Here is a 20,893-nt window from a genome sequence, read left to right as displayed (position 1 = left end):
TCCATATAGGTCTTTCGCCCCGAACGCATCACCCATCGGCGTTCGGCCCATCCGGCGACGCCTCCATGCCCAGGGCCAGTTTGCGCAGCAGGTCCGCCAGCAGGCGGCGTTCGGCTGCGTCCAGCGGCGCGAGCATCGCGGCCTCCACCGCCATGTCCTCGCGAAAGGCCGTCTCTACGGTGGTCCGCCCCTTGTCGGTCAGTTGCACCAGCAGGCTGCGCCCGTCGTCCGGCGAGGCAGGTCGGATGATCATGCCGGCCTTCGCGAGTCTGTTGAGCCGATCGGTCAGGCCGCCCGAGGAGATCATCAGCGAGCGGTACAATTCGGTGGGGCGCAGGGCGTAGGGCGGGCCGGAGCGCCGCAGGGTCGACAGGACGTCGAACTCGCCCGCGTCCAGGCCGTGTTTCGCGAACACCGCCTCGATGGAGGGGCGACTCCGCAGCACGATGCGCCGGGCCCGACCGAGCACCTCCATGCCGCAGGTATCGAGATCGGGCAGTTCACGCGCCCACTGGGCTTGCAGGCGGTCGATATGGTCGGCGGCATGGGCCATGCGGAAAAGTATCTTGACGTCGAGACAAAGAGGATTATCTTGGCGTCAAGATAACTCGCCTTCCAGGCTGCGCAAGGAGAAACGGACATGGCTAGGGCCCAACATGAGAACGGCTTCACCGTCACCGGCATCGATCACGTCGTGCTGCGCGTCACGGACCTGGACCGGTCGCTGGACTTCTACACCCGGGTGCTGGGCTGTCCGGTCGAGCGTCGGCGGGACGATCTGGGCCTGATCCAACTGCGGGCCGGGGCGTCGCTGATCGATCTCGTGCCGGTGGACGGCGTCATCGGCCAGCGGGGCGGAGCCGCTCCGGGCGCCGACGCTCACAACATGGACCACATCTGCATCCGTATCGCCGCCTTCGATCCCGAGGCCGCGCGCGAACATCTGCGCCGGCATGGCGTCGAGGTCGAATCCGAAGGCGTCCGCTACGGGGCGAGCGGGAATGGCATGTCCTTCTCGATCACCGATCCGGACGGCAACGGCGTCGAATTGCGCGCCTGAGGCCGGGGCACGGCTCAGTCCGTCGCCCGGCGCAACATCCGGGCGGCCACCAGCGACAGGGCGACGCCGAAGAAGGCGTGGGCCAGCAGGCCGAGGCCGATCATATGGTCGGGCGGTGTGGGGCGCGCAGGCGACAACGACAGCGGCACCACGATCGCGTTCATGACGCCATAGACCGCGACGCCGAACAGCAGGCCGGCCAGCACCGGCCTGCGGAACGCCACCGGCGCCTGGAGGGCGGCGGCGACGAAGATGCCGGCGAAGATGATGGCGATCACGAAATGCGCGGCGAGGCCGACGGCCGCGGCGCCCACGCCGCCGCTGAACGACTCCGGGCCGAGAAGACCGCTGGCTACGGCCTGCAGGATCACCACGGGCGTGGCCGGGCGGTAGATGACGAAGGCCGTGAGTATATCCGCCGCGCCGCCGGCCAGACCGGCCAGAACCGTGGCGCGGGCGAGAGCGCCGAAATCCGATCGCATCATCTGAAGTCCTCCCGGCGCCATGGTTACGCTTGCCGGAGCCCCGAACAAGGGAAAACACCGCCGGGCCCGCGGCCGCTCCGTCCGGTCCGGCGGGCGACGCGCAGGATTAACCATAGGTAGGCACGACTATGTGATTTGCAACCGCCGGTACTGGCCTCTCATGGTCCGGGCGCGCATTGGGCGCACGGAGGGAGTTCGAGATGAAGAACATTCGACGGTTGGGTCTGGCGGTGGCGACCGCGACCCTGGTGACGGCGGCGGTGGGGCCGGCCGAGGCGCTGATGCGGCAGTCCTGGGATCCCGCCCTGGTCGCCTATTCCTATGTCTATTACGCCGACGAGGCGAAGACCGAGGAACTGGGCACGGCGACGGATTCCTGCGGTCAAAGCGGGAGCTGGGTCTATGTGATCCACCCCTATATCCCGACCCCCTATTACGATCAGACCCCGATGTACGTCTGCTCCGAGATGGGGCCCTATCTGCCGCCTGACTGGCCGTACTGATCACGGAAAAAAGGCCGCCCGACCCGGGTGGAGGTCGAGCGGCCGCTCCGTCCGGCCCGGCCCGGCGGGGTCGGATGGCGGGTCGCGGGACCCGGCCGGAGAAGGTCGATGTGGGCCGCGGGCGGAAAAACACCGTCCGAAGCGTCCGAAGCGTCCGAAGCGTCCGCTCCGTCCGGATCGGCGGCGAAAAACACCGTCCGAAGCGTCCGAAGAGTCCGCTCCGTCCGGCTCAGCCCTCGAGGTCCTGACCCTCGTCGGGTTCGGGCGTGCCCAGCAGTTCCTCGGCGATCCTGGTGGTCGAGGCGCGCACGGCCTTCTCGATCGAATCGGCGATGTCGGGATTGGCCTTGAGGAAGGCGCGCACGTTCTCGCGGCCCTGGCCGATGCGCTGGCTGTCGTAGGAGAACCAGCTGCCCGACTTCTCGACGATGCCGGCCTTGACGCCCAGGTCGATGATCTCGCCCAGTTTGGAGATGCCCTCGCCATACATGATGTCGAAGATGACCTCGCGGAACGGCGGGGCGACCTTGTTCTTGACCACCTTGACCCGGGTGGTGTTGCCGACGACCTCGTCGCGATCCTTGATCGCGCCGGTGCGGCGGATGTCGAGGCGGACCGAGGCGTAGAATTTCAGCGCGTTGCCGCCCGTCGTCGTTTCCGGTGAGCCGTACATGACGCCGATCTTGTGGCGGATCTGGTTGATGAACAGGACGATGCACTGCGACTTGTTGATCGAGGCGGTCAGCTTGCGCAGCGCCTGGCTCATCAGACGGGCCTGCAGGCCAGGCAGGCTGTCGCCCATCTCGCCCTCGATCTCGGCGCGCGGCGTCAGGGCGGCGACGGAGTCGACCACCACGATGTCCACGGCGCCCGAACGCACCAGGGTGTCGACGATCTCCAGCGCCTGTTCGCCCGTGTCGGGCTGGGACACCAGCAGGTCGTCGAGATTGACGCCCAGCTTCTGGGCGTAGCCCGGATCGAGCGCGTGTTCGGCGTCGACGAAGGCGGCGGTGCCGCCGGCCTTCTGGATCTCGGCCACGGTGTGCAGGGCGAGCGTCGTCTTGCCCGAGCTTTCGGGTCCGAAGACCTCGATCACCCGGCCGCGCGGCAGGCCGCCGATGCCGAGCGCCATGTCGAGGCCCAGCGAGCCGGTCGAGACGGACGGAATCTCCGCCACCACCCCGCCCTTGCCGAGCTTCATGACCGAGCCCTTGCCGAAGGCGCGGTCGATCTGGGCGATCGCCGCCTCAAGCGCGCGTTGTTTGTCGCCGTCGTCCCGGGTCACCAATTTCAGATTCGCCTGTGCCGCCACCTTGCCGCTCTCCCTTGCCATGATTCCCATCTGGTTCCGGGAGAGACCCGCCTGGACCCGCTCCCTGTTGAGACGCAGTTAGTACACGGTTTGTTCCGGTTGCCAATATGTTCTTTTGCGAGCCGGCGAGAGTACGTCCAAATTTGACGCAGCTGACTCCCGGATGAGCGTCCCTCTTGCCCTACCGCCGGCGAAGGTTGACGCGAGGAATAATACAATATATTGCGCAATATATTGTATGACAGGAGTTGTAGATGATTTTTCGGGCTATTCTCTCGCTGTTGGCCGTCGCCACCCTGGCCCCGGGGCCGGTCGTCGCGCAGACCCTCGATCGCGAGGCGCAGCGGGAAGTTGTTTCTCACCTCGAGGCGGCGCTGCGGCAGAACTACGTTTTTCCCGAACGCATCCCCGCCATATCCGCCGAGTTGGAGAGACGGGTTCAATCCGGGCCGGTCGATGGCGAGCATTTCGCCGAAATCCTGGCGCAGGGTTTGGTCAGGGCGAGCGACGATCTGCATTTCTCGGTGGCCTTCGATCCCGATGGCGTCGCGGCTGAAAACCGGGCGAAGGCGGGCGGCGAGACGGCGACCCAGGCCCAGCGCGACAGCGAGCGGGCGGCCAATTTCGGCTTTCGCGAGGCCCGACGGCTGGATGGAGGCCTGGCCTATATCCGCTTCGATTTCTTCGCCGATCCGCAATACGCTCAGGAGATCGCAGCAGGGGCCATGCGATTTGCCGAAGGCGCCGAGGGGCTCATCTTTGACCTTCGCTACAACAACGGCGGCGTCCTGGAGATGGCGCAATTCCTGATGAGCTACCTATACGCGCCGGGCAAGGAGCAGGAATTCTTCGACTATAACTACAACGACCATGGGGTCCGCGTGGAGCGGGGCCAGTGGAGCCTGGCCGCCGTGCCCGGCCAGCGCTCGGCGGATATGCCGGTCGTGGTGCTGACGGGATCGACGTCCTTCTCCGCAGCCGAATGGATGGCGTTTTCGCTCCAGCGGCTCGGCCGTGCGACCATCATCGGCGAACGCACCGCCGGTGGCGCGCATCCCGTCGGCCGCGTGCCGATAGACGACCGGTTTATGCTGCAGGTGCCGATCGGTCAGATCCGGGACCCGGTCAACGGACAGGATTTCGAGGGCGTCGGCGTGACCCCTGACCTTGTCGTGCCGGCCTCCGACGCCCTGCTGGCGGCGCAGAAATTCCTGCTGCAGAGCCGGGCGGAGGCGGGCGACGCCGACGCCGGATGGGCTTTGGCGCCCGTCGAGTTCGCGATCTCCGGCCAGGCCCCGGACGCCGCGAACCTGGATGAAGCGGTCGGAACGTACGAAGGTCGAACGCTTGTCCGCACTCCGACGGGTCTCTCCTACCACTGGCGCGATCGCTTCGTTCTCGCTCTTGATCCGATCGGGAAGGATCTGTTTGCGGTCCAGGGAACGGATGACTACCGGTTACGTCTGGTCCGTGAAAATGGTGCGGTGAGCGGTCTGGAGCGTGTGTGGAAATCCGGCGAGACGGCTGCCTATCGCCGTCTGGATTGAGGGGCTGTTGAACAAATGATGGAGTTGAACCGCACCTTCCTGGGTCGCCTTAGCGAGCAGTTGAGCGAACTGATCGAGCAACAGTCGGCGGAAGTTTTCAGGCGCGCCGGCATTGTCATCCCGGTCAAGTCCTCGTCCTTGCTGGGCGCCATCGCGACGCTCGGCCCGGTTTCTGTCGCCGATCTCGTGCGGGCGCTGGACCGTTCACACCAACTCATCCAACAGAAGATGCCCAAGCTGCTGACGCTGGGCCTGATCAGCCGCCGGCCCGATCCTGACGACCAGCGCGTCATCCTGATCGAGATTACGGACAGGGGGCGCGAGCAACTGGCGTTGCTCGACCGGCTGGATCCCGAGTTCGACCGCGCCTACGCCGAAATGGAGGAGGACGCCGGCCCCGTGTTCGAAGCCATAAATCGCGCGATCAGCTCCCTCAGGTCCCGCCCCCTGATCGACCGCATAGTCGTCTGAAAGTCCGCGACGGGCGCCCAGGGCGGCCCAGGCCTCAGGCCGGCCGGCGCCAGGCCACGATGCGCACCGTCGAGACCTGCACCGCCTCGCCGCGCTGGTTGCGGGTCTCGCTGCGGGTGCGGATCATGCCGCGGTCGGGGCGTGACCGGGAGGGCATGATCTCCAGCACCTCGACATGGACGGTGAGCGCATCCCCGGGCCGGGTCGGGCGCGGCCAGGTGGTCTCGCCGCCCGCCCCGACGAGGCCGCCCGCCAGCGGGAAGGCGCCGACCAGCAGCTTCATGGTCAGGGCCGCCGTGTGCCAGCCGCTGGCGGCCAGACCCTCGAACAGGCTGTCGCGGGCGGCGGCCTCGTCGAGGTGGAAGGGCTGGGGGTCGAACTCGGCGGCGAAGGCCTTGATCTGTTCGGTGGTGACCGTGACCGGCCCGCCGACGAAGGTCTGACCGACGTGGAGGTCTTCGAGATAGAGCGGCTCCGTCATGCCCGGCTCAGGTCCGGGCGGCGTCGGCGGGGCCCATGGGCTCCATGATCCGGGCCGTCACGGACAGACCGCCCGCGAGGAGCAGGGCCGCCGCCGCCCCGATCAGCAGGGGCCGCGCCAGACCCCGTTCCGGGCTGAGCGGCCGCACCAGCATCAGCACCAGCAGGCCCAGCAGAACCAGAACGCCGGGCAGGTCCATGCCGATGCCGAGGAAGACGGTGTGCGCCTGGCCCATGATCCATGCGCCGCCGAGCACGGCGGCGACGGCGGCCGGGACCAGCGACCGCGGACCGGTCAGGCCGGGGTCGAGGAAGGCGGCGAGGGCGGCCGCGGTCGCGGCGAGCAGCCCGGTCCAGACGAACAGGAAGGCGGCCTCGGGAGCCGCCGCCTGGGCGGCCGTGGCGACGACCAGGATCAGGGCGATCAGGCCGGTCCACCCGCCCCAGGTCGAGCGGGCGGCGAGGCCGGGGACCAGGGACAGGCCGACCGCGATCACAGCGGCGCCGATGACGATCGGGTTCACGCCGCCGAGGATCAGGGCCAGAACGGCGGCGGCCGCGATGGCCCCGGCGACGATGCGGCGGTCCACGCGCGTCCGTCCGCCGAACAGGGCCAGCGCCACGGCCAGGACGGTCAGGGCGGCGCCCGCCTCCATCCACGGCAGCCGGCCCAGCAGGGTGTAGTAGGCGTCGGCGCTCTCGGCCCGCGCCGACATCGGCCCGGCCAGCAGGCGCACGAGCTGGGTCAGGACCAGTCCCGTCGACAGGAACCACAGGCCATCGACCATGCCGCGCCCGGCGTCGGCGAAGGTCAGACCCGCGCGGGTCCTGGCGCGCCAGACGGCGAGGCCGAGGCCAAGGAGGGCCAGGGCGAGCAGTCCCCATCCCGCGACGGGCGGATGGCCGACGACGACCCGGCCGAACAGGTCGGCGTAGACGAGGTTGGCCGTGGCGGCCGGCAGGGCGGGCGCGCGCAACAGGGCGTCCGACATCTCCAGCGCCTGGGAGCCGATGTGCTGGACGCTGCCCCGATCGAGCGCCCCGGGGGTCGAGACGGCCGCGTGGTACTGTTCGGGACGGCCGATGAAGGCCAGGTTGATCCCCTGGACGCCGCGGTCCTTGGGGATGGTGAAGTCGGTGCCGTTGGGCATGGCCTCATAGACGAAGACCGCCAGGGAATTGGACGAGACGCCCCCGGTGGCGCGGGCCCCGGCGCGGGCGAACAGGCCGATGGTTCCGGCGTTGCCGCGTCCGGTCTCGAACATCATGGCCCGACCCCCGCCGCCGCGCGCCTCGAGGTTGACCACCGCGCCGATGCGGTCGCGCAGGGGGTGGCCGCCCCAGAACACGCGGGCGCCGTCGAGGCCGATCTCCTCGGCGTCGGTGAAGAGGACCACCAGCGTCCGGTCGGCCGGACCGCGCGCGCGGATGGCCCGCACCGCCTCCAGCACAGCCGCCACGCCGGTGCTGTCGTCGGCCGCCCCGGCCGACATCGGCACGGTGTCGTAATGGGCCATCAGGGCCACGGCGGGCAGGCGCGGGTCGCGCCCGGGCAGGACGCCGACCAGATTGGTCGCGGCGAAATCGGCGGCCTCGGGGTCGCCGCCCATCTCGCGCAGATACTGGATCGCGCCCGGCGAGATCGGGCCGGTCTGGGTCGAGGTCTGCAGGCCGAGCGCCGCCATCCGCCGCAGCAGAAGCGCCTGGACGCGCGCATGATCCGCCGAGCCCACGGGGTGAGGCCGTTGCGCGATCTCGCGGACATCGATCATGGCCCGCCCGGCGGAGAAGTCCGTGACCGGGGCGCCGATACCCGCCGGCGCGGGGACCTGCAAGGTGAACGCCGCGAGACCGAGCGCAAGCGCCAACGACCCGATCAGCCAGAACAGCCGCATGATCCACCTCCCCGATGAAAGGCTACGCTAGCGGGCCCTTGCGCGTCCGTCATCCTCGGGTTCTATCGACGGTTGGTTCCCGATCTTGGCGACCTCGTCGATTTGGGCGTAGTCTCCACGCCATGACCGTACACATCTCCGTCCCCGTGGAGGATGCGGACAGGACCGATCTCGAGGCCTGGGCGCAAACGCGCGGCGTCCCGGTCGGCTCGATGGTGGCGGAGGCGGTCGCCATCTATGTCCAGGACCAACGCGAGATCATCGCGGCGGTGGCCGAGGCCCGCGCTGATATCGCCGCGGGCCGGGTCACGTCGCATGAGGACGTGGCGGCGGAATTCGAAGCGAGGCGGGCGGCCGCGCAAACCGGGCCGTGAAACCACTCTGGACCCGGCGGGCCCTTTCGGACCTGCGGGCGCAATGTGACTACATCGCCCGGGACAGTCCCGCAGCGGCGTTTGACGTCGAAGCACGGTGATCGAGGCCGTCGGTCGCCTGGAACGTCATCCCGAAATTGGTCGGGTCGGGTGGAGAGCACGCGCGAGTTGCCCGTGCGCCAGACCTCCCTACTGGTCATCTATGTGATCGATCCGGACGCCCTCCGCATCATGCACGTCCGTCACATGGCGCGACGGCCCGTGGACCGGATCTAGGCCGCGCGGCGCAGCGCCGCCGGGGACTTGACGAACAGACCCTTGCGACCGGCGACGGCGCGGAAGGCGATGCTGTCCCCGTCGGGTTGTTCCTCCGGGCCGAGGAACAGGCAGCCGTCGTCGACCAGCCGGCGTTCGAGATTGTCGAACATCTCGCCGCGCCGGGCCGGATCGGCGTCGCCGAGGACATGGCGGCAGAAGATGATGTCGAAGCGGTGCTCGTCGGTCGGGGCGTCGACCAGGTTGGCGCGGGCGAAATGGACCATGGCGCGCAGTTCGGCCCTGGCGATCCACGCGTCCTCGACCTGGTCGAAACAGCGCAACATGGTTTCGGCTTTCAGGCCGCGCTGGATCTCGAAGCCGGTGTAGGCGCCGGAGCGGGCCTTTTCCAGCGCGCGCTGGGACAGGTCGGTGGCGACGATCTCGACGGGCGCGCCGGCGTCCCGGGCGGCGATGGCCAGAGACCACGCTTCCTGACCGGTCGAACAGCCGGCGGACCAGACCCTGATCGGCTGTCCGCCGCGGGCCTTGGCCAGCGCCGGAAGCAGCTCCTTGCCGAAGGTGTCGAAGCTGTCGCGGTCGCGCCGGAACCAGGTCTCCGGATTCAGCAGCGTCTCGATCACCGACCACCCCAGAGAGGCCACCGGCCTGGCCCACAGCGAGGCCAGCATGGCGTCAACGGTCTCGAATCCCTCGCGCCGCGCCACCGGGCCCAGCCGGTGTTCGGCCAGCTTCATCCGGTCGCGCGTCAGCCGGAAGCCGGCCCGCGAGGCCATCAGCGATTGCAGGCGATCGAAATCGTCCGGGGTCATCGGCTCAGACGGCCCCCACTTCGGCGAATTTCGAGGTCAGGATCTCGCCGTCGAACGGCTTCATCACATAGTCGTCGGCCCCGGCCGACAGGGCCTCGGCGATGCGTTCGGCGCGGGTCTCGATGGTGCAGAACAGCACCTTGGGAGCCATGCCGCCGGGCAGGGCGCGCAGGCGGCGCAGGAAGGTCATGCCATCCATCACCGGCATGGACCAGTCCAGCAGGATGACCTCGGGAATGACTCCGCCGCAGAAGGCCAGGGCCTCCGAGCCGTCGGCCGCCTCGTCGACCTCGAAGCCGAGTCCCTCGACGATGCGCCGCGCGACCTTGCGGATGATCCGGCTGTCGTCGACGATCAGACAGGTTCTGGGAGTCACGGTTGAAGATTCCGAAACAGGGTGCACAACGCCCCCGTGTGCGAGGGCCCATAATCGGCCCGCGCCGGTTAACGAGTCCTTGGGAAACCGGCTTAAGCGTCAGTTAGGCATGCGGGCGGTCAGCACGACCCGGCCCTCGTCGGCCTGGACGTCCAGCGAACCGCCGGCGTCGCGGGCGGTCAGCCACAGCCAGTAGGGCTGGATCCATTGTCCGGGCAGGCCTTCGCTGAGGGGCTGTCCCGCCAGTCCCGCGACGGCCTCCGCCTTCAGCCGGGCGCGGTTCCCCTCGGCCAGCCCCTCGATCACGAGATCCGCGCCGTCGCGCCGGGTCGTGATCGCGGCCACGCCGCCCGACGGCAGGGCGGCCGTCGTCAGCCAGGCCAGGTTGACCAGCGCCCGCGACTGGGCCTTGGAATAGTCCCCTTCGGCGACACGCCAGTCCAGGGTCGCCCGTCCGCCCTCGGTCAGGCCCGCGACCAGCCCGCCCAGTTCGACGCCCGAGAACCGCTCGGCCGAGGTCGCGGCCCCGAAGGCCACCCGCGCGAACGAGACCAGGGCGACCATCTTCTTCGCGCTGGCCTCGATCAGGCCCATGGCGTCGTCGCGCATATCCTGGGCGGATGGATCCTTCAGCAGGTCCAGGCCGGAGCTGATCGCGCCGGCCGGGCTGATGAAGTCGTGGCACAGCTTGCCGGCGATCAGGGCGGCCAATGCCTGGCCGTCAGGAAGCGCCTGGCCGTCGGGCAGGGCGGTGGAGGTGTCGGTCATAGGGCCCCGGAGCAACAGTCGGATGTCAGGCCGGACGCTGACCTGATTTGCCGGTTCGCGAAACCGGTCCGATGCTCTAATCGGGCGGCATGAGCAAACGACTGACCGCCGACCTCGCGTCCGGCGCCCTGATCGAGGCCCTGGCCGACATCGCCGAGGACGCCGCGCGCGTCATCCTGCCTTACTGGCGCAACGGCGTGGTCGCGGAGACCAAGGCCGACGACAGTCCTGTCACCCGGGCCGACCAGGAGGCGGAAGCGCTCATTCTGGCGCGGCTGGAGGTCCTGTATCCGGGCGTCCAGACCGTGGCCGAGGAGGCCGTCGCGGCGGATGGGGCGCCGGCCTCGGCCGCCGACTGGTTCTGGCTGATCGATCCGCTGGACGGCACCCGCGGCTTCGTCGAGGGGCGCGAGAGCTTCACCGTCAACATCGGGCTGATCCACAAGGGCGCGCCGGTGGCGGGCGTGGTGACCGCCCCGGCCACGGCCACCACCTGGCGCAGCGGCGCGCCGGGCGCCGGCGCCTTCCGCCGCCGGTTCGGCGAGGCCTGGCAGCCGATCAAGGTCCGCAACCGCCCGGCTTCGCCCATGGCCGTGATGAGCCACAGCATGACCGACGTCGAGGCCGGGCGTCTGGCCTCGCGCCACGGCTGCGTCCAGTGGCAGGGCACGGATTCGTCGCTGAAATTCTGTCTGATCGCCGAGGGCCGGTTCGACGCCTATCCGCGCACCGGCCCCACCTCGGAATGGGACACGGCGGCGGGGCAGGCGGTGCTGGAGGCCGCCGGCGGACGGGTGATGGCGGAAGACGGCCAGCCCCTGCGCTACGGCAAGCCGTGTTTCGCCAACGGCGGGTTCGTCGCCCTGGGCGGCTAGACCGCGGCGGGCTGCGGCTGCACCAGCGAGGCGCGCCGGGCGAGGGCCGGAGCGCCCCATTCGCGGGCGGTCTCCATCGCCTCGGCCAGCATCATGCCGACCGCGCGGGGCTCGGTTCCAGTCAGCCGACCCTTGGCCAGGGCCAGATGGGCCATGCCGATCTGGTCGGCGGCCCATTCCAGCGGCTGGGTCCGGGCCGCCTCGGCCAGACCGCGCCGCACCACGGCTTCCAGGCCGGTCAGGCTTTCGACATCGCCCGCGGCTTCCGCCAGGGCGGCTTCGGCCGCCAGCCGACGTTCGCGCGTCAGGGCCCCGAGAACCAGCCCCGGCGCGCGGGTCAGGGCCTCGGCCTCGACCAGCCGCGCCAACGGCGTCTCACGATCGGTCTGGACCAGCTGCACCGCCACCCAGTCCAGCGGGCTGTGATCGGGGGTGAACTGGTCGGCGGCGGCTTCGAACAGAGCCTGGCCCTGGGCCTCGGCGGCTTCATTCTTCGCCAGCCGCGCCAGGGCCATCAGCCCGGCCCCGGCCAGGGCCAGGGCGCGCGCCCGCGTCAGGGGCCGGTAGTCCGGCGAGGCGCATTCGACCAGCGCCCGCAGGTCGCGCCCGGCCTGGTCCAGCAGTCGGCCGTCGCGCCGCGCCACCCCTGCCTCCAGCGCCAGCGCCGCCCGGTCCAGCCGCAGGTCGTCGCCCAAAGTCGGCGGCAGGGCCCTGGCCCCGTGCAGGGCCGCGTCGAGCAGGGCCGCGGCGTCGAGCATGGCTCCCGGCTCGCCCGACAGCCGCGCCCGCCGCGCCGTCAGCCGGGCGTGCAGGGCCGCCGCCGCGGAACGGGTGACCGGCCGCTCGGCGGTCAGGGACTGAACATCCGCCAGCGCCGCCGTCAGCTTCTCCGGACCGCCGAACAGGTCGAAACGCAGCAGGTGAATCTGGCCGGATTCGATCGCCGCGACCGCCGTCTGATCGGGCGTCGCGGTATGTCGCGCCGCGTCGGAAGCGGCCGCCGCGGCCCGGTCCAGGCTGGTCCGAAGGCCGGTTCGCCGGGCATGCTCGCGCCACAGGGCCGACGCCCGCATCCAGGCGTCGAAGGGGCGGGCGCAGGACACCCGGCCGGCGTCGAGGGCCAGGGACTGGGCCTCGGCCGCGACCAGATCGGCGCCGATCAGCTCCAACCAGCCCAGATCGTCGCTCTCGCGCGCCTTTTCGAACAGCTTTCTCAGGTCTCGGCCGAATTCGAACATGGGCCAGGCGCTCCGGTCGTCCCGCTTCGGGACCGTCAGGCGTCCCACAGGCTTCGACTAGCAAACGCGACGCCGCGCCCGAGGTTCGGCTTGACCGTACAGCCGCTTCAGCCCAACCGCGGCGCCCGCGTCCGGCAGCGTTGCAGTTCGGTCCGGGCCGCCGCGTCCCCGGCGCTGAGTTCGCGCACCCCGCGGATGCGGGCGCGGGTCTGGTCCGCCTCCGTGGCCGGGATCGGCCGGGCGGCGGCCTGGGCCATCTGCAGGGCCGTCAGCGACCAGTAGAGCGCCGCGTCGTAGAGGCTGCGCCCTTCGCCGCTTTCGCCGCCTTCCAGTTCCGACGCGGCCTGGGTCAGGCCGGCGCAGCGCACCGCTTCGTCGTAGGACGGGAGCGGATCCTGCGCGGCGAAAGGGCCCGCGAGAGTCAGGGCGGCCGAGAAGGCCAGAATGATCATCGGAACCTCCACGACGCGCCCCGCGCCGTTTCGTCGATCCGCACAGAAACACGGCCCGGCGGCGGAAGGAAGGCGCTCAACGCGCTCGTGATCGGCCCTCTTCGCCCAGCCAGTCCAGCAGCCGCCGCGCCGCCGGGCCCAGGTCATTGGCTCGGCTGAAGGCGGCGAACATGGCGCCGTCGCCGACGAAGCCATGGAGCGCGGACAGTCTCCCGGAGGCGAGGTCGGCCTCGACCAGCGGCCGCTGGGCCACGGCCGCGCCCAGACCCGCCGCCGCCGCCTCGATCATGGTCTGCTGGTGGTCGAACTCGATCGGGCCGCCGAGGGGAGCGGGCCGCCCGGTCAGGGCGGTCCAGTTGCTCCAGGCCGCCGGGTGCGAGCGCGACACCAGCCGGACGTCGGGCGCGCCGGCGGACGCGGTCACCACGCCGATGGCGTTGTCCATGAACAGCGTGGCCCGCAACCCCTCCGGACAGGCCTGCCCCGGCGCGAGCATGCGGATGGCCAGGTCCGCTCCGCCGAGGGTCCGCTCCAGCGCCGCGTAGGACTCGGTCAGTTCGACCACCACGCCCGGGGCGGCGGCGGCGAAGCGCGGGAGGCGGGGGATCAGCCAGCGCGCCGCCAGGGTCGACAGGCAGGACACCCGCACCCGTCGTTCGGCCCGGCCGCGCCCGGCCACCGCCTGCTCCAGCGTCGCGAAGGCCGGGGCGATCTCCTTCCACAGCCGCTCCGCCTCGGCCGTCGGCCGCCGGGCGTTACGGGGCCCCTCGAACAGGGGGTGGCCGAGAGCCTGCCTTAACAGTCCGATCTGCCGACTGACCGCGCCATGGGTGACGCCGAGCCGCTCGGCCGCCCGGCCCATGCCGCCGAGCCGCATTGTCGCTTCGAAGGCCTGGAGCGCCTTCAGGGGCAGGGCGGGAACGGGTGGTTTCATGTGCGAAAAACTCACGAACAGCGTCCGATAAGTCGTTAGGCCGCGCGCCGCAAGCGGGGCATCAGGCGTCGATGACCCTGCATCTGAGCCGCGCCCACCTGACCGCCATCGCCGTCGCCCTGTTCGTGACCCTGCTGTGGTCGTCGTCCTGGGTGCTGATCAAATGGGGACTGGTGGACATCGCGCCCCTGCCGTTCGCCGGACTGCGTTACGCCCTGGCGGCCCTGCTGCTGTCGCCGATCATCCTGACCGCGGCCAACCGCAAGCGGCTGGCCGAATGCGGCCGCAAGCGCTGGGCCCTGCTGATCGCCTTCGGCCTGCTGCAGTATGCGGTGACTCAAGCCTGTCAGTTCCTGGCGCTGTCGTACCTGCCCGCGACGACGCTCAGCCTGATGCTGGCTTTCACCCCGGCGCTGGTGGCCATCCTCGGGGGCGTGCTGCTGGGCGAGCACATCGGCTGGCGCGAGGTGCTGGGCGTCGCCGTCTTCCTCGCAGGCGCGGGGCTGTACTTCCTCTCGAAGGCCTTGCCGGCCGGAGCCGCCATCGGCCTGATCATCGGCGCGACGGGCGTCCTCGCAAACGCCGGCCAGCATCTGCTCGGCCGCAAGATCAACCGCGACATCGGCCTGCCGCCGTCGCTGATCACCGCGGTCAGCATGGCCGCGGGCGCCGCCGCCCTGCTGACCACAGGCGTGGCGGTGCAGGGCTGGCCCGAGATCAGCCCGCGCGGCTGGATGATCGTCGGGTGGCTGGCCGCCGCCAACACGGCCCTGGCCTTCTGGCTGTGGAACCGCGCCCAGGCCGTGCTCAGCGCCCTGGAGTCGAGCCTGATCAACAACACCATGCTGATCCAGATCGCCGTGCTCGCGGTGCTGTTCCTGGGCGAGCGGCTGACGGCGATGCAGGTCGCCGGCCTGGCGCTGGCGGGGGCGGGGGTGCTGGTGGTGCAGTTGGCGCGGATGCGGATGGTGAACCGCGCCGCAACAACCTAGGGCGTGGCGATGGATGCGCCGGCTTCGGCGCGTTCGGTCTGAATCCGGGCGAGCATGTCCCGCGCCCGTTCCGCATTGCCTCCGCCGTGGGGATCGTTGGCGACCGGGAGCAGAAGGGCGGTTGCTTCGTCGTGAAGGTCCCTTCGCAGCATCGCCTCCGCCGCCTCCCCGCGGATCGGCAGCACCTGCGGCGCATGGGCGACGGCCAGCCGCCACGTTTCCAGGTCGTTGTCGGTGGGATAATCCGGCGCCGCCTGGCGGCTGTGCGCCAGCAGACGATAGACCCGATAGTCCGTCGGATCCGCATTCATGGCCCGCGCCAGCAGGCCGCGCGCCTGACGATACAGCCGCTCCCGCTCCGTCGGGTCGTCGAGGGCGTCGCCCGCCGACATGCGCGTCTCGGCGAGGAGCCTCAGAGCCTCCCCGTTGTCCGGCTCGGCTCCCAAAATCGTGGCCAGGGCCGCTTCGGCCGCCGGGGGCTCGCCCCATTCCAGTTCCGCCCGGGCCAGAGCCGCCAGGATCAGCGGGTCCTGCGGATGCCCGGCCGCGATCGTGCGAGCCCGCGCCAGCAGACCCGGGCCCTCGGAGTCGGGCGCGCCGTCCCGGATATCGAGGGCGAACAGCAGGGTGTCATCCGCGCTGTCGGGCAGGCTGGTGACGACCACATGCGGGTCGATCACCGGGACATCCAGCTCCAGATAGGTCATGCGGCCGTTCAGATAGCCGCGCAGCGTCTGCTCGAGGGAGTCCGGCGTGAGGTCGAAATGAGTCTGCAGCGCCTCGACCGGATCGGCGCCCCGGACCACCGCGGTCAGGTAGGCGTCGAGTTTCCGAACGCGTTCCGGATCCCCGAACACGTAGTGAAGCAACAGCCAGGACTGGGCGTAGTAGGCGCTGCGCTGCCCCCGCCGTTCGAGGTCGCGCGGCCGGGCCCTGAGCACCGTATCCATCGGAATCCACGCCTGCTGGTTCAGCGTGTGCAATCGGCCCGGATTGAAATAGCCGATCGTCGCCCGACCGCGATCGTTCACCGTCGCGGTCATGAAATACTCGGCGAAGCCCTCAGTGAACCACCCCGGATAGCCGCCGGGGAAGTTCTGGAACATGAAATGGTGGGCGTACTCATGCAGCAGGATGTCGTCGCCCAGGCCGCGGACGACCACGGCCCGGATGTCCCGATCCGAAGCGGAATAGAAGCCGCTCACGCCGTCCGGAAGACCGGGCCGGACGATCGCCAGGTCGCGCCGGTTGGCGACCAGATAGACCGGCAGCTTGCGCACATTCCGCGCCGGCGGAAGGCTGGTGCGGCTGCGCACCAAGGCGTCGAAGCGCTCCAGCCGCACGGCGTAGTCGCGCAGGTTTCGTTCCGAACCGTTGCTGTAGACGACGAAATGATCGGTCTCGGCCCGCCGCCACTCGGCGTGGGCGAGGCCGGGGACCGCACCGAGAACCAGGGCGATCGCAAGCGGCCGCCAGAACGCCAACAGTTTGTCTATCACCATCGCCCCTTTCACAACCTGCGCCACTAACGGGCTTCGATGACAGGTTGTCCAGCCGTCAGCCCCGCTCCTTCGTCTTCGTGAAGGCCACCTGCGGGAAGCGCTCCATGACATAGCCGGTCTCCCAGCTGGACTTGGCGAGGAAGACCGGGTCGTCGTCGATGTCGCGGGCCATCTGGCCGCGGTATTTGCCCATGAAGTCCTCGAGGTCGGCCTTGGTCCCGCCGATCCAGCGGGCCTCGGCCCAGGGCGAGGGTTCGAAGATGACCTCCAGCCCGTATTCCTCGCCCAGACGGTCGGCCATGACCTCGAACTGCAGCTGGCCGACGGCGCCGACGATGAAGTCGCTGCCCATCTCGGGGCGGAACAGCTGGGTGACGCCCTCCTCGGCCAGACCGTCCAGCGCCTTCTTCAGATGCTTGGCCTTGAGCGGATCCTTGACCCGGACGCGCTGGAGGATTTCCGGCGCGAAATTGGGCAGGCCGGCGAAGCGGATCAGGCCGCTATCGGACAGGCTGTCGCCGACGCGCAGGACGCCGTGGTTGGGGATGCCGATGACGTCGCCGGCATAGGCGTCCTCGGCCAGTTCGCGGTCGCTGGCGAAGAACATGATCGGGGCGTTGACCGACAGCTGTTTGCCGGTGTTCTGGACCTTCAGCTTCATGCCGCGCTGGAACTTGCCCGAGGCCATGCGGAACATGGCGATGCGGTCGCGGTGGTTGGGGTCCATATTGGCCTGGACCTTGAAGACGAAGCCGGTGACCTCGGCCTCGCCCGGGGCGACCGTGAGGGGGACCGGTTCGGCGGCGTTGCGGGTTCCGGCGGGGGCGGCCTTGTGCGCCTTCATCGTCTTGGGCGGCGGGGCCCATTCGCCGATCGCGGCCAGCAGTTCGTCGATGCCGAAATGGCGCAGGGCCGAGCCCCACAGCACGGGGGTCATATGGCCCTCGAGGAAGGACTGGCGGTCGAAGGCCGGATAGCCGCCCTCGACCAGTTCCTGCGCCTCCAGCAGGGCCTCGTGTTCGCCGGCCTCGAAATATTGCGCGGCCTCGGTCAGGGGCAGGGCCTCGGGATGGGGCACGTCCTCGGCGGCGCCGGCGGGCTTGCGGGCGTAGGGCTGGAAGCGTCCCGTGCCCATCTCGACCATGCCGCGCAGGCGGTTGCCGCTCTGCGCCGGCCACCAGATCGGGGCCGGGTCCAGCTGGAGGCGCGAGGCTATCTCGTCCAGCAGGGCCATGGGGTCCTGGGCCTCGCGGTCCAGCTTGTTGATGAAGGTGATGATCGGGATGTCGCGCAGGCGGCAGACCTCGAACAGCTTCAGCGTCTGCGGCTCGATGCCCTTGGCGGCGTCCAGCACCATGATGGCGCAGTCGGCGGCGGTCAGGGTGCGGTAGGTGTCTTCCGAAAAGTCCTCGTGCCCGGGCGTGTCGAGCAGGTTGAACATCTTGCCGTCGTGTTCGAACGTCATGACCGAGGCGCTGACGGAAATGCCGCGCTCCTTCTCGATCTTCATCCAGTCGGACTGGGTGCGCCGGTTCTCGCCGCGTGCGCGCACGGCCCCGGCCGCGCGGATGGCCCCGCCGGCCAGCAGGATGTGCTCGGTCAGCGTGGTCTTGCCGGCGTCGGGGTGCGCGATGATGGCGAAGGTCCGCCGTCGGGCGGCTTCTTCGGGCAGGGTCAGTTTCGACATGGCGGGCGACTACCCCGCCGTGCGCCGAAAGTCACTCGTCCGCGGGCTCGGGCGCTGATTCCGGCGGGGCGGGATCCGGTGCGGGCTGGACGATCCCGGTCCCGCCGGTGCTTTCCGGAGACGGCGGCGGCGCCTCTCCGGCTTTCAGGGCCGCGATCATCTCTTCGGCCACCTCTGCGGCGCCTCCGCCGTGGGGGTTGTTGGCGAGGGGGCCGAGGACGGCGATCGCCTCTTCGGTTTCATCCCTCCCGGCCAGGGCCGCGGCGTAGTTCAGCCGGACGCCGGCCAGCTGCGGCGCCCGGTCGAACGCCAGGCCGAGGGTAAGCAGATCATTGTCGTTCGGATAGCTGGGCTGGGCGCTTCGCAATTCACCGAGCAGCATCAGCGTACGGTAATCGTTGTCCGCGGCTGCGTAGGCGCGCGCCAGATAGCCTTGCGCCTCGCGAGACAGGGCCCGCTCGCCGGCCTCGTCCTCGCTGTCACGCGCCTGTCGAAGCCGTTCCTGCGCCAGGAACTGCAACGCCTCGACATTGTCCGGCTCCAGCTCCAGCAAGCGTTTGAGCGCCAGTTCGCCGGCCGGTCTGTCGCCGAAATGCATGCCGGCGTGACCGGCAGCCAGAAGCGCCAGAGGGTCGTCCCCATGGCGGGCGGCGAGGCGCAGGGTTTCCTGGCCCAGGGCGGCCCGATCCTCGTCCGGGACCCCGACCTTCAGGCGTTGGTTGAGGAGCAGGAGGTCGTTCGCCGCCCTGGGAAGACGGGTGACCGTGATCTCGGGGTCCGGGAAATTGGCGGTGATCACGTGGCCGGCCAACCGCTGGCCCATGTAACGACGCAGAGTGGTTCGCAGCTCGGCCATGGACAGGCCTGTCGCCCGCTCCATGGCTTCGACAGGATCGCCGCCGGCGGCGACATCAGCCAGATAGGCGTTCAACTGGACCATCCTCTGGTCGTTGCTGAAGAACCAGTGGGTCAGCAGCCAGGCGACGGGATAGTAGGTATCGCGATGGCTGCCGCGCCTCACGGCGGCCGGCCGTGAACTCAGAAGTGTCTCGAGCGGGATCCATGTGCTGTTGACCAGCCAGTAGGCGCGATTCTCGCTGTAGCCGCCGATCTCGATCCGATCACCCTCGATATTGGCGGTCATATAGTATTCGGCGAACCCCTCGACGAACCACCCGGGATAGGCGCCTGGCATGTTTCCCAGCATGAAATGGTGGGCGTATTCGTGCAGGAGAACCTCGTCGTTCTCTCCACGAATGGCGACGGCGAAGATGTCCTCTTCCGTCGGGAAATAGGTTCCGACCACATTCTCCTGGGCTTGAGGATACACGCGCTGCAGACCGGCGCGGGATCCGACGAGGTAGATCGGGAGCTTGCGAAGCGGGGCGTCCGCGATCCGGAATCCCGATCGGAACCGCATGACCCGGTCGAAAGTCTCCAGCTTGCGCACATAGTCGCGCAGGGAGCGTTCGCTGCCGTCGCTATAGACGATGAAGCGTTCGCTTTCGGCGCGCAGCCAGTCCGCATGCGCCTCGCGCGGCGCGGCCAGCACCCCGAGGGCCACCACGACGCTGAACGTCGCGGCGGCGATCAGTCTCGTCAACATCCTCGAGCCCCCACACCCACGAGGGGACAATCGCAGGCGTTGTGCGTCAAGGCAAACCGGGGCGCGGTGTCGCTCCGACAACAATCTTCATGGACTCCGAATAACCCCTAGCCACCCGGGGCCATTGGAGTCATCGTCCGTTCCGGCGAGACGACCCGGTCACGCAATCGGGCGCCGCCTTGGAAACGCAAGGAACGGCCATGGCCCTGTTTCACCCCGGCGCCCCCCCACCGCATCACCACGGCCCGCATCCCGCCCTCAGCCTGATCGTCGGCTTCGGCGTCATCGTGCTGGGCGCGATGATCGTGCACATCGTGTTCAACGTGCTGGTCTAGAGGCCTCGGTCGGGAGGCCAGCGGGCGTCACGCCGCCAGGCGCATCCACACCGCGCGATCGGCGGTGACGGCGTTGAGCTGGCCGCGGGCCGCGCGGTTCTTCAGCTGGCGCATCACGGCGTCCGGCAAGGCGCAGAATTGGGGTTCGACCAGATCGGGGTCGCAACCGGCGGCGGGAGCGGCGAACAGGGCGGCGTTCACGTCCGGCGAGCGGTCGTGGATCAGCCAGGCCAGGCGGCGCGCCCTTTGCGGGTCGTTGAGGTGCAGCAGCGGATCCTCGGCGAACAGTTCGCAGCCCAGTTCCAGCACATAGTCCAGCTCAAGGTTCTCGAACCGGCGCGCGTCGCCGGGCGTGACCGGAGAGGCCTCGTCCAGGTCGAACACAACGTCGTTGAGAAGAAAGAGCATCGAGCAACACCCACCATCGCCGGGCTCGTTCCCGGCCCGTTGAAGGTCACCCTAGGCCAACGCGCTTGCGGTTCCGTTCCCGAACGCGGTTAAGCAATTCGCACCGCCGGCGGCGGCGTTAACCCGTCGGTTTCCATACCCGTCGGGATCAGTCGGCGACCTTCTCGGTGATGAAGTGCCGGCCCTCGCGGTCCTCTATCTCAACCACCCAGATATCCGGATCGTAGCCGGCCTGGCGCTGGATGTAGGCGTCGAGCTCGCTTTCGAATTCGCTCTCCACCGGCTGCACCCACAGCCGTTCGCCGTCAGGGCCGAACGCCTCGCTGTAGAGTCTGGCGCGTCGGGTGGAGGTGTCGAAGGCCTTGACGATCACGGTCCCCGCCCGTGCGTCGCCCTTGCGCGCCACCGTCGCGAAGGCCCCGCCGAGCTCGGCGCGGCGGATCAGGGCGGACACCCACAGGTCGCTCGACAGAAGCATTTCGATAACCCTGCTCGGAAACCGGAC

24 protein-coding genes are annotated in these 20,893 nt (G+C 69.5%); 8 read left to right on the top strand and 16 right to left on the bottom strand.

The genetic code is table 11. The annotated features are described in order from the left end of the window. Positions 1 to 28: 28 nt before the first annotated feature. On the bottom strand, positions 29 to 553 hold the full coding sequence (locus Q8Q71_RS12170) for a MarR family winged helix-turn-helix transcriptional regulator (RefSeq protein WP_305759863.1): 525 nt from the start codon (positions 551 to 553) through the stop codon (positions 29 to 31). Positions 554 to 640: 87 nt separating this feature from the next. Between Q8Q71_RS12170 and Q8Q71_RS12165 the strand changes: the two genes are divergently transcribed. Next, positions 641 to 1,060: a VOC family protein gene (locus Q8Q71_RS12165; RefSeq protein WP_305759862.1), complete on the top strand. Its 420-nt coding sequence runs from the start codon at positions 641 to 643 to the stop codon at positions 1,058 to 1,060. A 14-nt stretch (positions 1,061 to 1,074) separates the two neighbouring features. On the opposite strand, the gene Q8Q71_RS12160 is transcribed toward Q8Q71_RS12165, so the two are convergent. Next, positions 1,075 to 1,545 (bottom strand): hypothetical protein, encoded by a 471-nt coding sequence (locus Q8Q71_RS12160; protein WP_305759861.1) that lies wholly within the window; start codon positions 1,543 to 1,545, stop codon positions 1,075 to 1,077. A 200-nt stretch (positions 1,546 to 1,745) separates the two neighbouring features. Between Q8Q71_RS12160 and Q8Q71_RS12155 the strand changes: the two genes are divergently transcribed. Beyond that, positions 1,746 to 2,048: a hypothetical protein gene (locus Q8Q71_RS12155; RefSeq protein WP_305759860.1), complete on the top strand. Its 303-nt coding sequence runs from the start codon at positions 1,746 to 1,748 to the stop codon at positions 2,046 to 2,048. 229 nt (positions 2,049 to 2,277) lie between these two features. Here the strand turns inward: Q8Q71_RS12155 and recA are convergent, their stop codons facing one another. Continuing rightward, positions 2,278 to 3,360, bottom strand: coding sequence for a recombinase RecA (gene recA / locus Q8Q71_RS12150; RefSeq protein ID WP_305759859.1), 1,083 nt, complete (start codon positions 3,358 to 3,360; stop codon positions 2,278 to 2,280). A 254-nt stretch (positions 3,361 to 3,614) separates the two neighbouring features. On the opposite strand from recA, the gene Q8Q71_RS12145 reads away from it, so the two are divergent. After that, positions 3,615 to 4,907: a S41 family peptidase gene (locus tag Q8Q71_RS12145; RefSeq protein ID WP_305759858.1), complete on the top strand. Its 1,293-nt coding sequence runs from the start codon at positions 3,615 to 3,617 to the stop codon at positions 4,905 to 4,907. A gap of 18 nt (positions 4,908 to 4,925) precedes the next feature. Beyond that, positions 4,926 to 5,378, top strand: coding sequence for a MarR family transcriptional regulator (locus tag Q8Q71_RS12140; RefSeq protein WP_305759957.1), 453 nt, complete (start codon positions 4,926 to 4,928; stop codon positions 5,376 to 5,378). Between the two features lie 34 nt (positions 5,379 to 5,412). Here Q8Q71_RS12140 and Q8Q71_RS12135 read toward each other — a convergent pair whose 3' ends face one another. Together Q8Q71_RS12135 and Q8Q71_RS12130 are read right to left on the bottom strand one after the other, a co-directional pair. Further along, positions 5,413 to 5,859, bottom strand: coding sequence for a MaoC family dehydratase (locus Q8Q71_RS12135; RefSeq protein WP_305759857.1), 447 nt, complete (start codon positions 5,857 to 5,859; stop codon positions 5,413 to 5,415). A 7-nt stretch (positions 5,860 to 5,866) separates the two neighbouring features. Beyond that, on the bottom strand, positions 5,867 to 7,753 hold the full coding sequence (locus tag Q8Q71_RS12130) for a M20/M25/M40 family metallo-hydrolase (RefSeq protein ID WP_305759856.1): 1,887 nt from the start codon (positions 7,751 to 7,753) through the stop codon (positions 5,867 to 5,869). A gap of 122 nt (positions 7,754 to 7,875) precedes the next feature. Here Q8Q71_RS12130 and Q8Q71_RS12125 point away from each other — a divergent pair, with 122 nt between their 5' ends. Then, on the top strand, positions 7,876 to 8,127 hold the full coding sequence (locus Q8Q71_RS12125) for a CopG family ribbon-helix-helix protein (RefSeq protein ID WP_305759855.1): 252 nt from the start codon (positions 7,876 to 7,878) through the stop codon (positions 8,125 to 8,127). A gap of 272 nt (positions 8,128 to 8,399) precedes the next feature. On the opposite strand, the gene Q8Q71_RS12120 is transcribed toward Q8Q71_RS12125, so the two are convergent. The 3 genes from Q8Q71_RS12120 to chpT all read right to left on the bottom strand — a co-directional run bounded on the left by Q8Q71_RS12120 (position 8,400) and on the right by chpT (position 10,359). Continuing rightward, complete coding sequence (locus Q8Q71_RS12120) at positions 8,400 to 9,215, bottom strand: protein-glutamate O-methyltransferase CheR (protein ID WP_305759854.1); 816 nt, start codon at positions 9,213 to 9,215, stop codon at positions 8,400 to 8,402. Positions 9,216 to 9,219: 4 nt separating this feature from the next. Next, positions 9,220 to 9,591, bottom strand: coding sequence for a PleD family two-component system response regulator (locus Q8Q71_RS12115; RefSeq protein WP_292098782.1), 372 nt, complete (start codon positions 9,589 to 9,591; stop codon positions 9,220 to 9,222). A 99-nt stretch (positions 9,592 to 9,690) separates the two neighbouring features. Then, positions 9,691 to 10,359 carry a histidine phosphotransferase ChpT gene (gene chpT, locus Q8Q71_RS12110; RefSeq protein ID WP_305759853.1) on the bottom strand — a complete coding sequence of 223 codons (669 nt, stop codon included), beginning with the start codon at positions 10,357 to 10,359 and terminating at the stop codon, positions 9,691 to 9,693. A gap of 89 nt (positions 10,360 to 10,448) precedes the next feature. Between chpT and cysQ the strand changes: the two genes are divergently transcribed. Beyond that, positions 10,449 to 11,234, top strand: coding sequence for a 3'(2'),5'-bisphosphate nucleotidase CysQ (gene cysQ / locus Q8Q71_RS12105; protein ID WP_305759852.1), 786 nt, complete (start codon positions 10,449 to 10,451; stop codon positions 11,232 to 11,234). On the opposite strand, the gene Q8Q71_RS12100 is transcribed toward cysQ, so the two are convergent. From Q8Q71_RS12100 to Q8Q71_RS12090, 3 genes are all read right to left on the bottom strand, one after another. Next, positions 11,231 to 12,472: a hypothetical protein gene (locus Q8Q71_RS12100; RefSeq protein ID WP_305759851.1), complete on the bottom strand. Its 1,242-nt coding sequence runs from the start codon at positions 12,470 to 12,472 to the stop codon at positions 11,231 to 11,233. The genes cysQ and Q8Q71_RS12100 overlap by 4 nt on opposite strands. Before the next feature lie 107 nt (positions 12,473 to 12,579). Continuing rightward, a complete protein-coding gene (locus tag Q8Q71_RS12095; RefSeq protein ID WP_305759850.1) occupies positions 12,580 to 12,924 on the bottom strand; it encodes a hypothetical protein in 345 nt (114 codons plus the stop codon). A 76-nt stretch (positions 12,925 to 13,000) separates the two neighbouring features. Then, positions 13,001 to 13,858 carry a LysR family transcriptional regulator gene (locus Q8Q71_RS12090; protein ID WP_305759849.1) on the bottom strand — a complete coding sequence of 286 codons (858 nt, stop codon included), beginning with the start codon at positions 13,856 to 13,858 and terminating at the stop codon, positions 13,001 to 13,003. Positions 13,859 to 13,929: 71 nt separating this feature from the next. Between Q8Q71_RS12090 and Q8Q71_RS12085 the strand changes: the two genes are divergently transcribed. Further along, positions 13,930 to 14,850, top strand: coding sequence for a DMT family transporter (locus tag Q8Q71_RS12085; protein ID WP_305759848.1), 921 nt, complete (start codon positions 13,930 to 13,932; stop codon positions 14,848 to 14,850). Here the strand turns inward: Q8Q71_RS12085 and Q8Q71_RS12080 are convergent. From Q8Q71_RS12080 to Q8Q71_RS12070, 3 genes are read right to left on the bottom strand one after another with little or no spacing between them, the layout of a single operon-like run. Continuing rightward, entirely contained in the window at positions 14,847 to 16,352 is a 1,506-nt protein-coding gene (locus Q8Q71_RS12080; protein ID WP_305759847.1) for a hypothetical protein, read from the bottom strand. The two genes, Q8Q71_RS12085 and Q8Q71_RS12080, sit on opposite strands and share 4 nt — an antisense overlap. 55 nt (positions 16,353 to 16,407) lie before the next feature. Further along, a complete protein-coding gene (locus Q8Q71_RS12075; RefSeq protein ID WP_305759846.1) occupies positions 16,408 to 18,039 on the bottom strand; it encodes a peptide chain release factor 3 in 1,632 nt (543 codons plus the stop codon). A gap of 31 nt (positions 18,040 to 18,070) precedes the next feature. After that, positions 18,071 to 19,645, bottom strand: coding sequence for a lipopolysaccharide assembly protein LapB (locus tag Q8Q71_RS12070; protein ID WP_305759845.1), 1,575 nt, complete (start codon positions 19,643 to 19,645; stop codon positions 18,071 to 18,073). 200 nt (positions 19,646 to 19,845) lie between these two features. On the opposite strand from Q8Q71_RS12070, the gene Q8Q71_RS12065 reads away from it, so the two are divergent. Then, positions 19,846 to 19,980 carry a hypothetical protein gene (locus Q8Q71_RS12065; RefSeq protein WP_305759844.1) on the top strand — a complete coding sequence of 45 codons (135 nt, stop codon included), beginning with the start codon at positions 19,846 to 19,848 and terminating at the stop codon, positions 19,978 to 19,980. Between the two features lie 27 nt (positions 19,981 to 20,007). Here Q8Q71_RS12065 and Q8Q71_RS12060 read toward each other — a convergent pair whose 3' ends face one another. Continuing rightward, a complete protein-coding gene (locus tag Q8Q71_RS12060; protein WP_305759843.1) occupies positions 20,008 to 20,388 on the bottom strand; it encodes a hypothetical protein in 381 nt (126 codons plus the stop codon). Positions 20,389 to 20,536: 148 nt separating this feature from the next. Next, complete coding sequence (locus Q8Q71_RS12055; RefSeq protein ID WP_305759842.1) at positions 20,537 to 20,866, bottom strand: DUF1491 family protein; 330 nt, start codon at positions 20,864 to 20,866, stop codon at positions 20,537 to 20,539. Positions 20,867 to 20,893 lie beyond the last annotated feature (27 nt).

The sequence above is a fragment of the Brevundimonas sp. genome, assembly GCF_030704825.1.
GTDB lineage: Bacteria > Pseudomonadota > Alphaproteobacteria > Caulobacterales > Caulobacteraceae > Brevundimonas.
This window is presented reverse-complemented; position numbering and strand designations above follow the sequence as displayed.

Bases quoted from the DNA above. Each gene is read 5' to 3' on its own strand.
- Q8Q71_RS12070 (WP_305759845.1), bottom strand. From the start codon at position 19,645: ATGTTGACGAGACTGATCGCCGCCGCGACGTTCAGCGTCGTGGTGGCC.
- Q8Q71_RS12125 (WP_305759855.1), top strand. From the start codon at position 7,876: ATGACCGTACACATCTCCGTCCCCGTGGAGGATGCGGACAGGACCGAT.
- Q8Q71_RS12090 (WP_305759849.1), bottom strand. From the start codon at position 13,858: ATGAAACCACCCGTTCCCGCCCTGCCCCTGAAGGCGCTCCAGGCCTTC.
- Q8Q71_RS12095 (WP_305759850.1), bottom strand. From the start codon at position 12,924: ATGATCATTCTGGCCTTCTCGGCCGCCCTGACTCTCGCGGGCCCTTTC.
- Q8Q71_RS12075 (WP_305759846.1), bottom strand. From the start codon at position 18,039: ATGTCGAAACTGACCCTGCCCGAAGAAGCCGCCCGACGGCGGACCTTC.
- Q8Q71_RS12140 (WP_305759957.1), top strand. From the start codon at position 4,926: ATGGAGTTGAACCGCACCTTCCTGGGTCGCCTTAGCGAGCAGTTGAGC.
- Q8Q71_RS12135 (WP_305759857.1), bottom strand. From the start codon at position 5,859: ATGACGGAGCCGCTCTATCTCGAAGACCTCCACGTCGGTCAGACCTTC.
- Q8Q71_RS12170 (WP_305759863.1), bottom strand. From the start codon at position 553: ATGGCCCATGCCGCCGACCATATCGACCGCCTGCAAGCCCAGTGGGCG.
- Q8Q71_RS12060 (WP_305759843.1), bottom strand. From the start codon at position 20,388: ATGCTCTTTCTTCTCAACGACGTTGTGTTCGACCTGGACGAGGCCTCT.
- Q8Q71_RS12085 (WP_305759848.1), top strand. From the start codon at position 13,930: ATGACCCTGCATCTGAGCCGCGCCCACCTGACCGCCATCGCCGTCGCC.
- cysQ (WP_305759852.1), top strand. From the start codon at position 10,449: ATGAGCAAACGACTGACCGCCGACCTCGCGTCCGGCGCCCTGATCGAG.
- Q8Q71_RS12120 (WP_305759854.1), bottom strand. From the start codon at position 9,215: ATGACCCCGGACGATTTCGATCGCCTGCAATCGCTGATGGCCTCGCGG.
- chpT (WP_305759853.1), bottom strand. From the start codon at position 10,359: ATGACCGACACCTCCACCGCCCTGCCCGACGGCCAGGCGCTTCCTGAC.
- Q8Q71_RS12100 (WP_305759851.1), bottom strand. From the start codon at position 12,472: ATGTTCGAATTCGGCCGAGACCTGAGAAAGCTGTTCGAAAAGGCGCGC.
- Q8Q71_RS12055 (WP_305759842.1), bottom strand. From the start codon at position 20,866: ATGCTTCTGTCGAGCGACCTGTGGGTGTCCGCCCTGATCCGCCGCGCC.
- Q8Q71_RS12145 (WP_305759858.1), top strand. From the start codon at position 3,615: ATGATTTTTCGGGCTATTCTCTCGCTGTTGGCCGTCGCCACCCTGGCC.
- Q8Q71_RS12080 (WP_305759847.1), bottom strand. From the start codon at position 16,352: ATGGTGATAGACAAACTGTTGGCGTTCTGGCGGCCGCTTGCGATCGCC.
- Q8Q71_RS12165 (WP_305759862.1), top strand. From the start codon at position 641: ATGGCTAGGGCCCAACATGAGAACGGCTTCACCGTCACCGGCATCGAT.
- Q8Q71_RS12155 (WP_305759860.1), top strand. From the start codon at position 1,746: ATGAAGAACATTCGACGGTTGGGTCTGGCGGTGGCGACCGCGACCCTG.
- Q8Q71_RS12160 (WP_305759861.1), bottom strand. From the start codon at position 1,545: ATGATGCGATCGGATTTCGGCGCTCTCGCCCGCGCCACGGTTCTGGCC.
- Q8Q71_RS12065 (WP_305759844.1), top strand. From the start codon at position 19,846: ATGGCCCTGTTTCACCCCGGCGCCCCCCCACCGCATCACCACGGCCCG.
- Q8Q71_RS12130 (WP_305759856.1), bottom strand. From the start codon at position 7,753: ATGCGGCTGTTCTGGCTGATCGGGTCGTTGGCGCTTGCGCTCGGTCTC.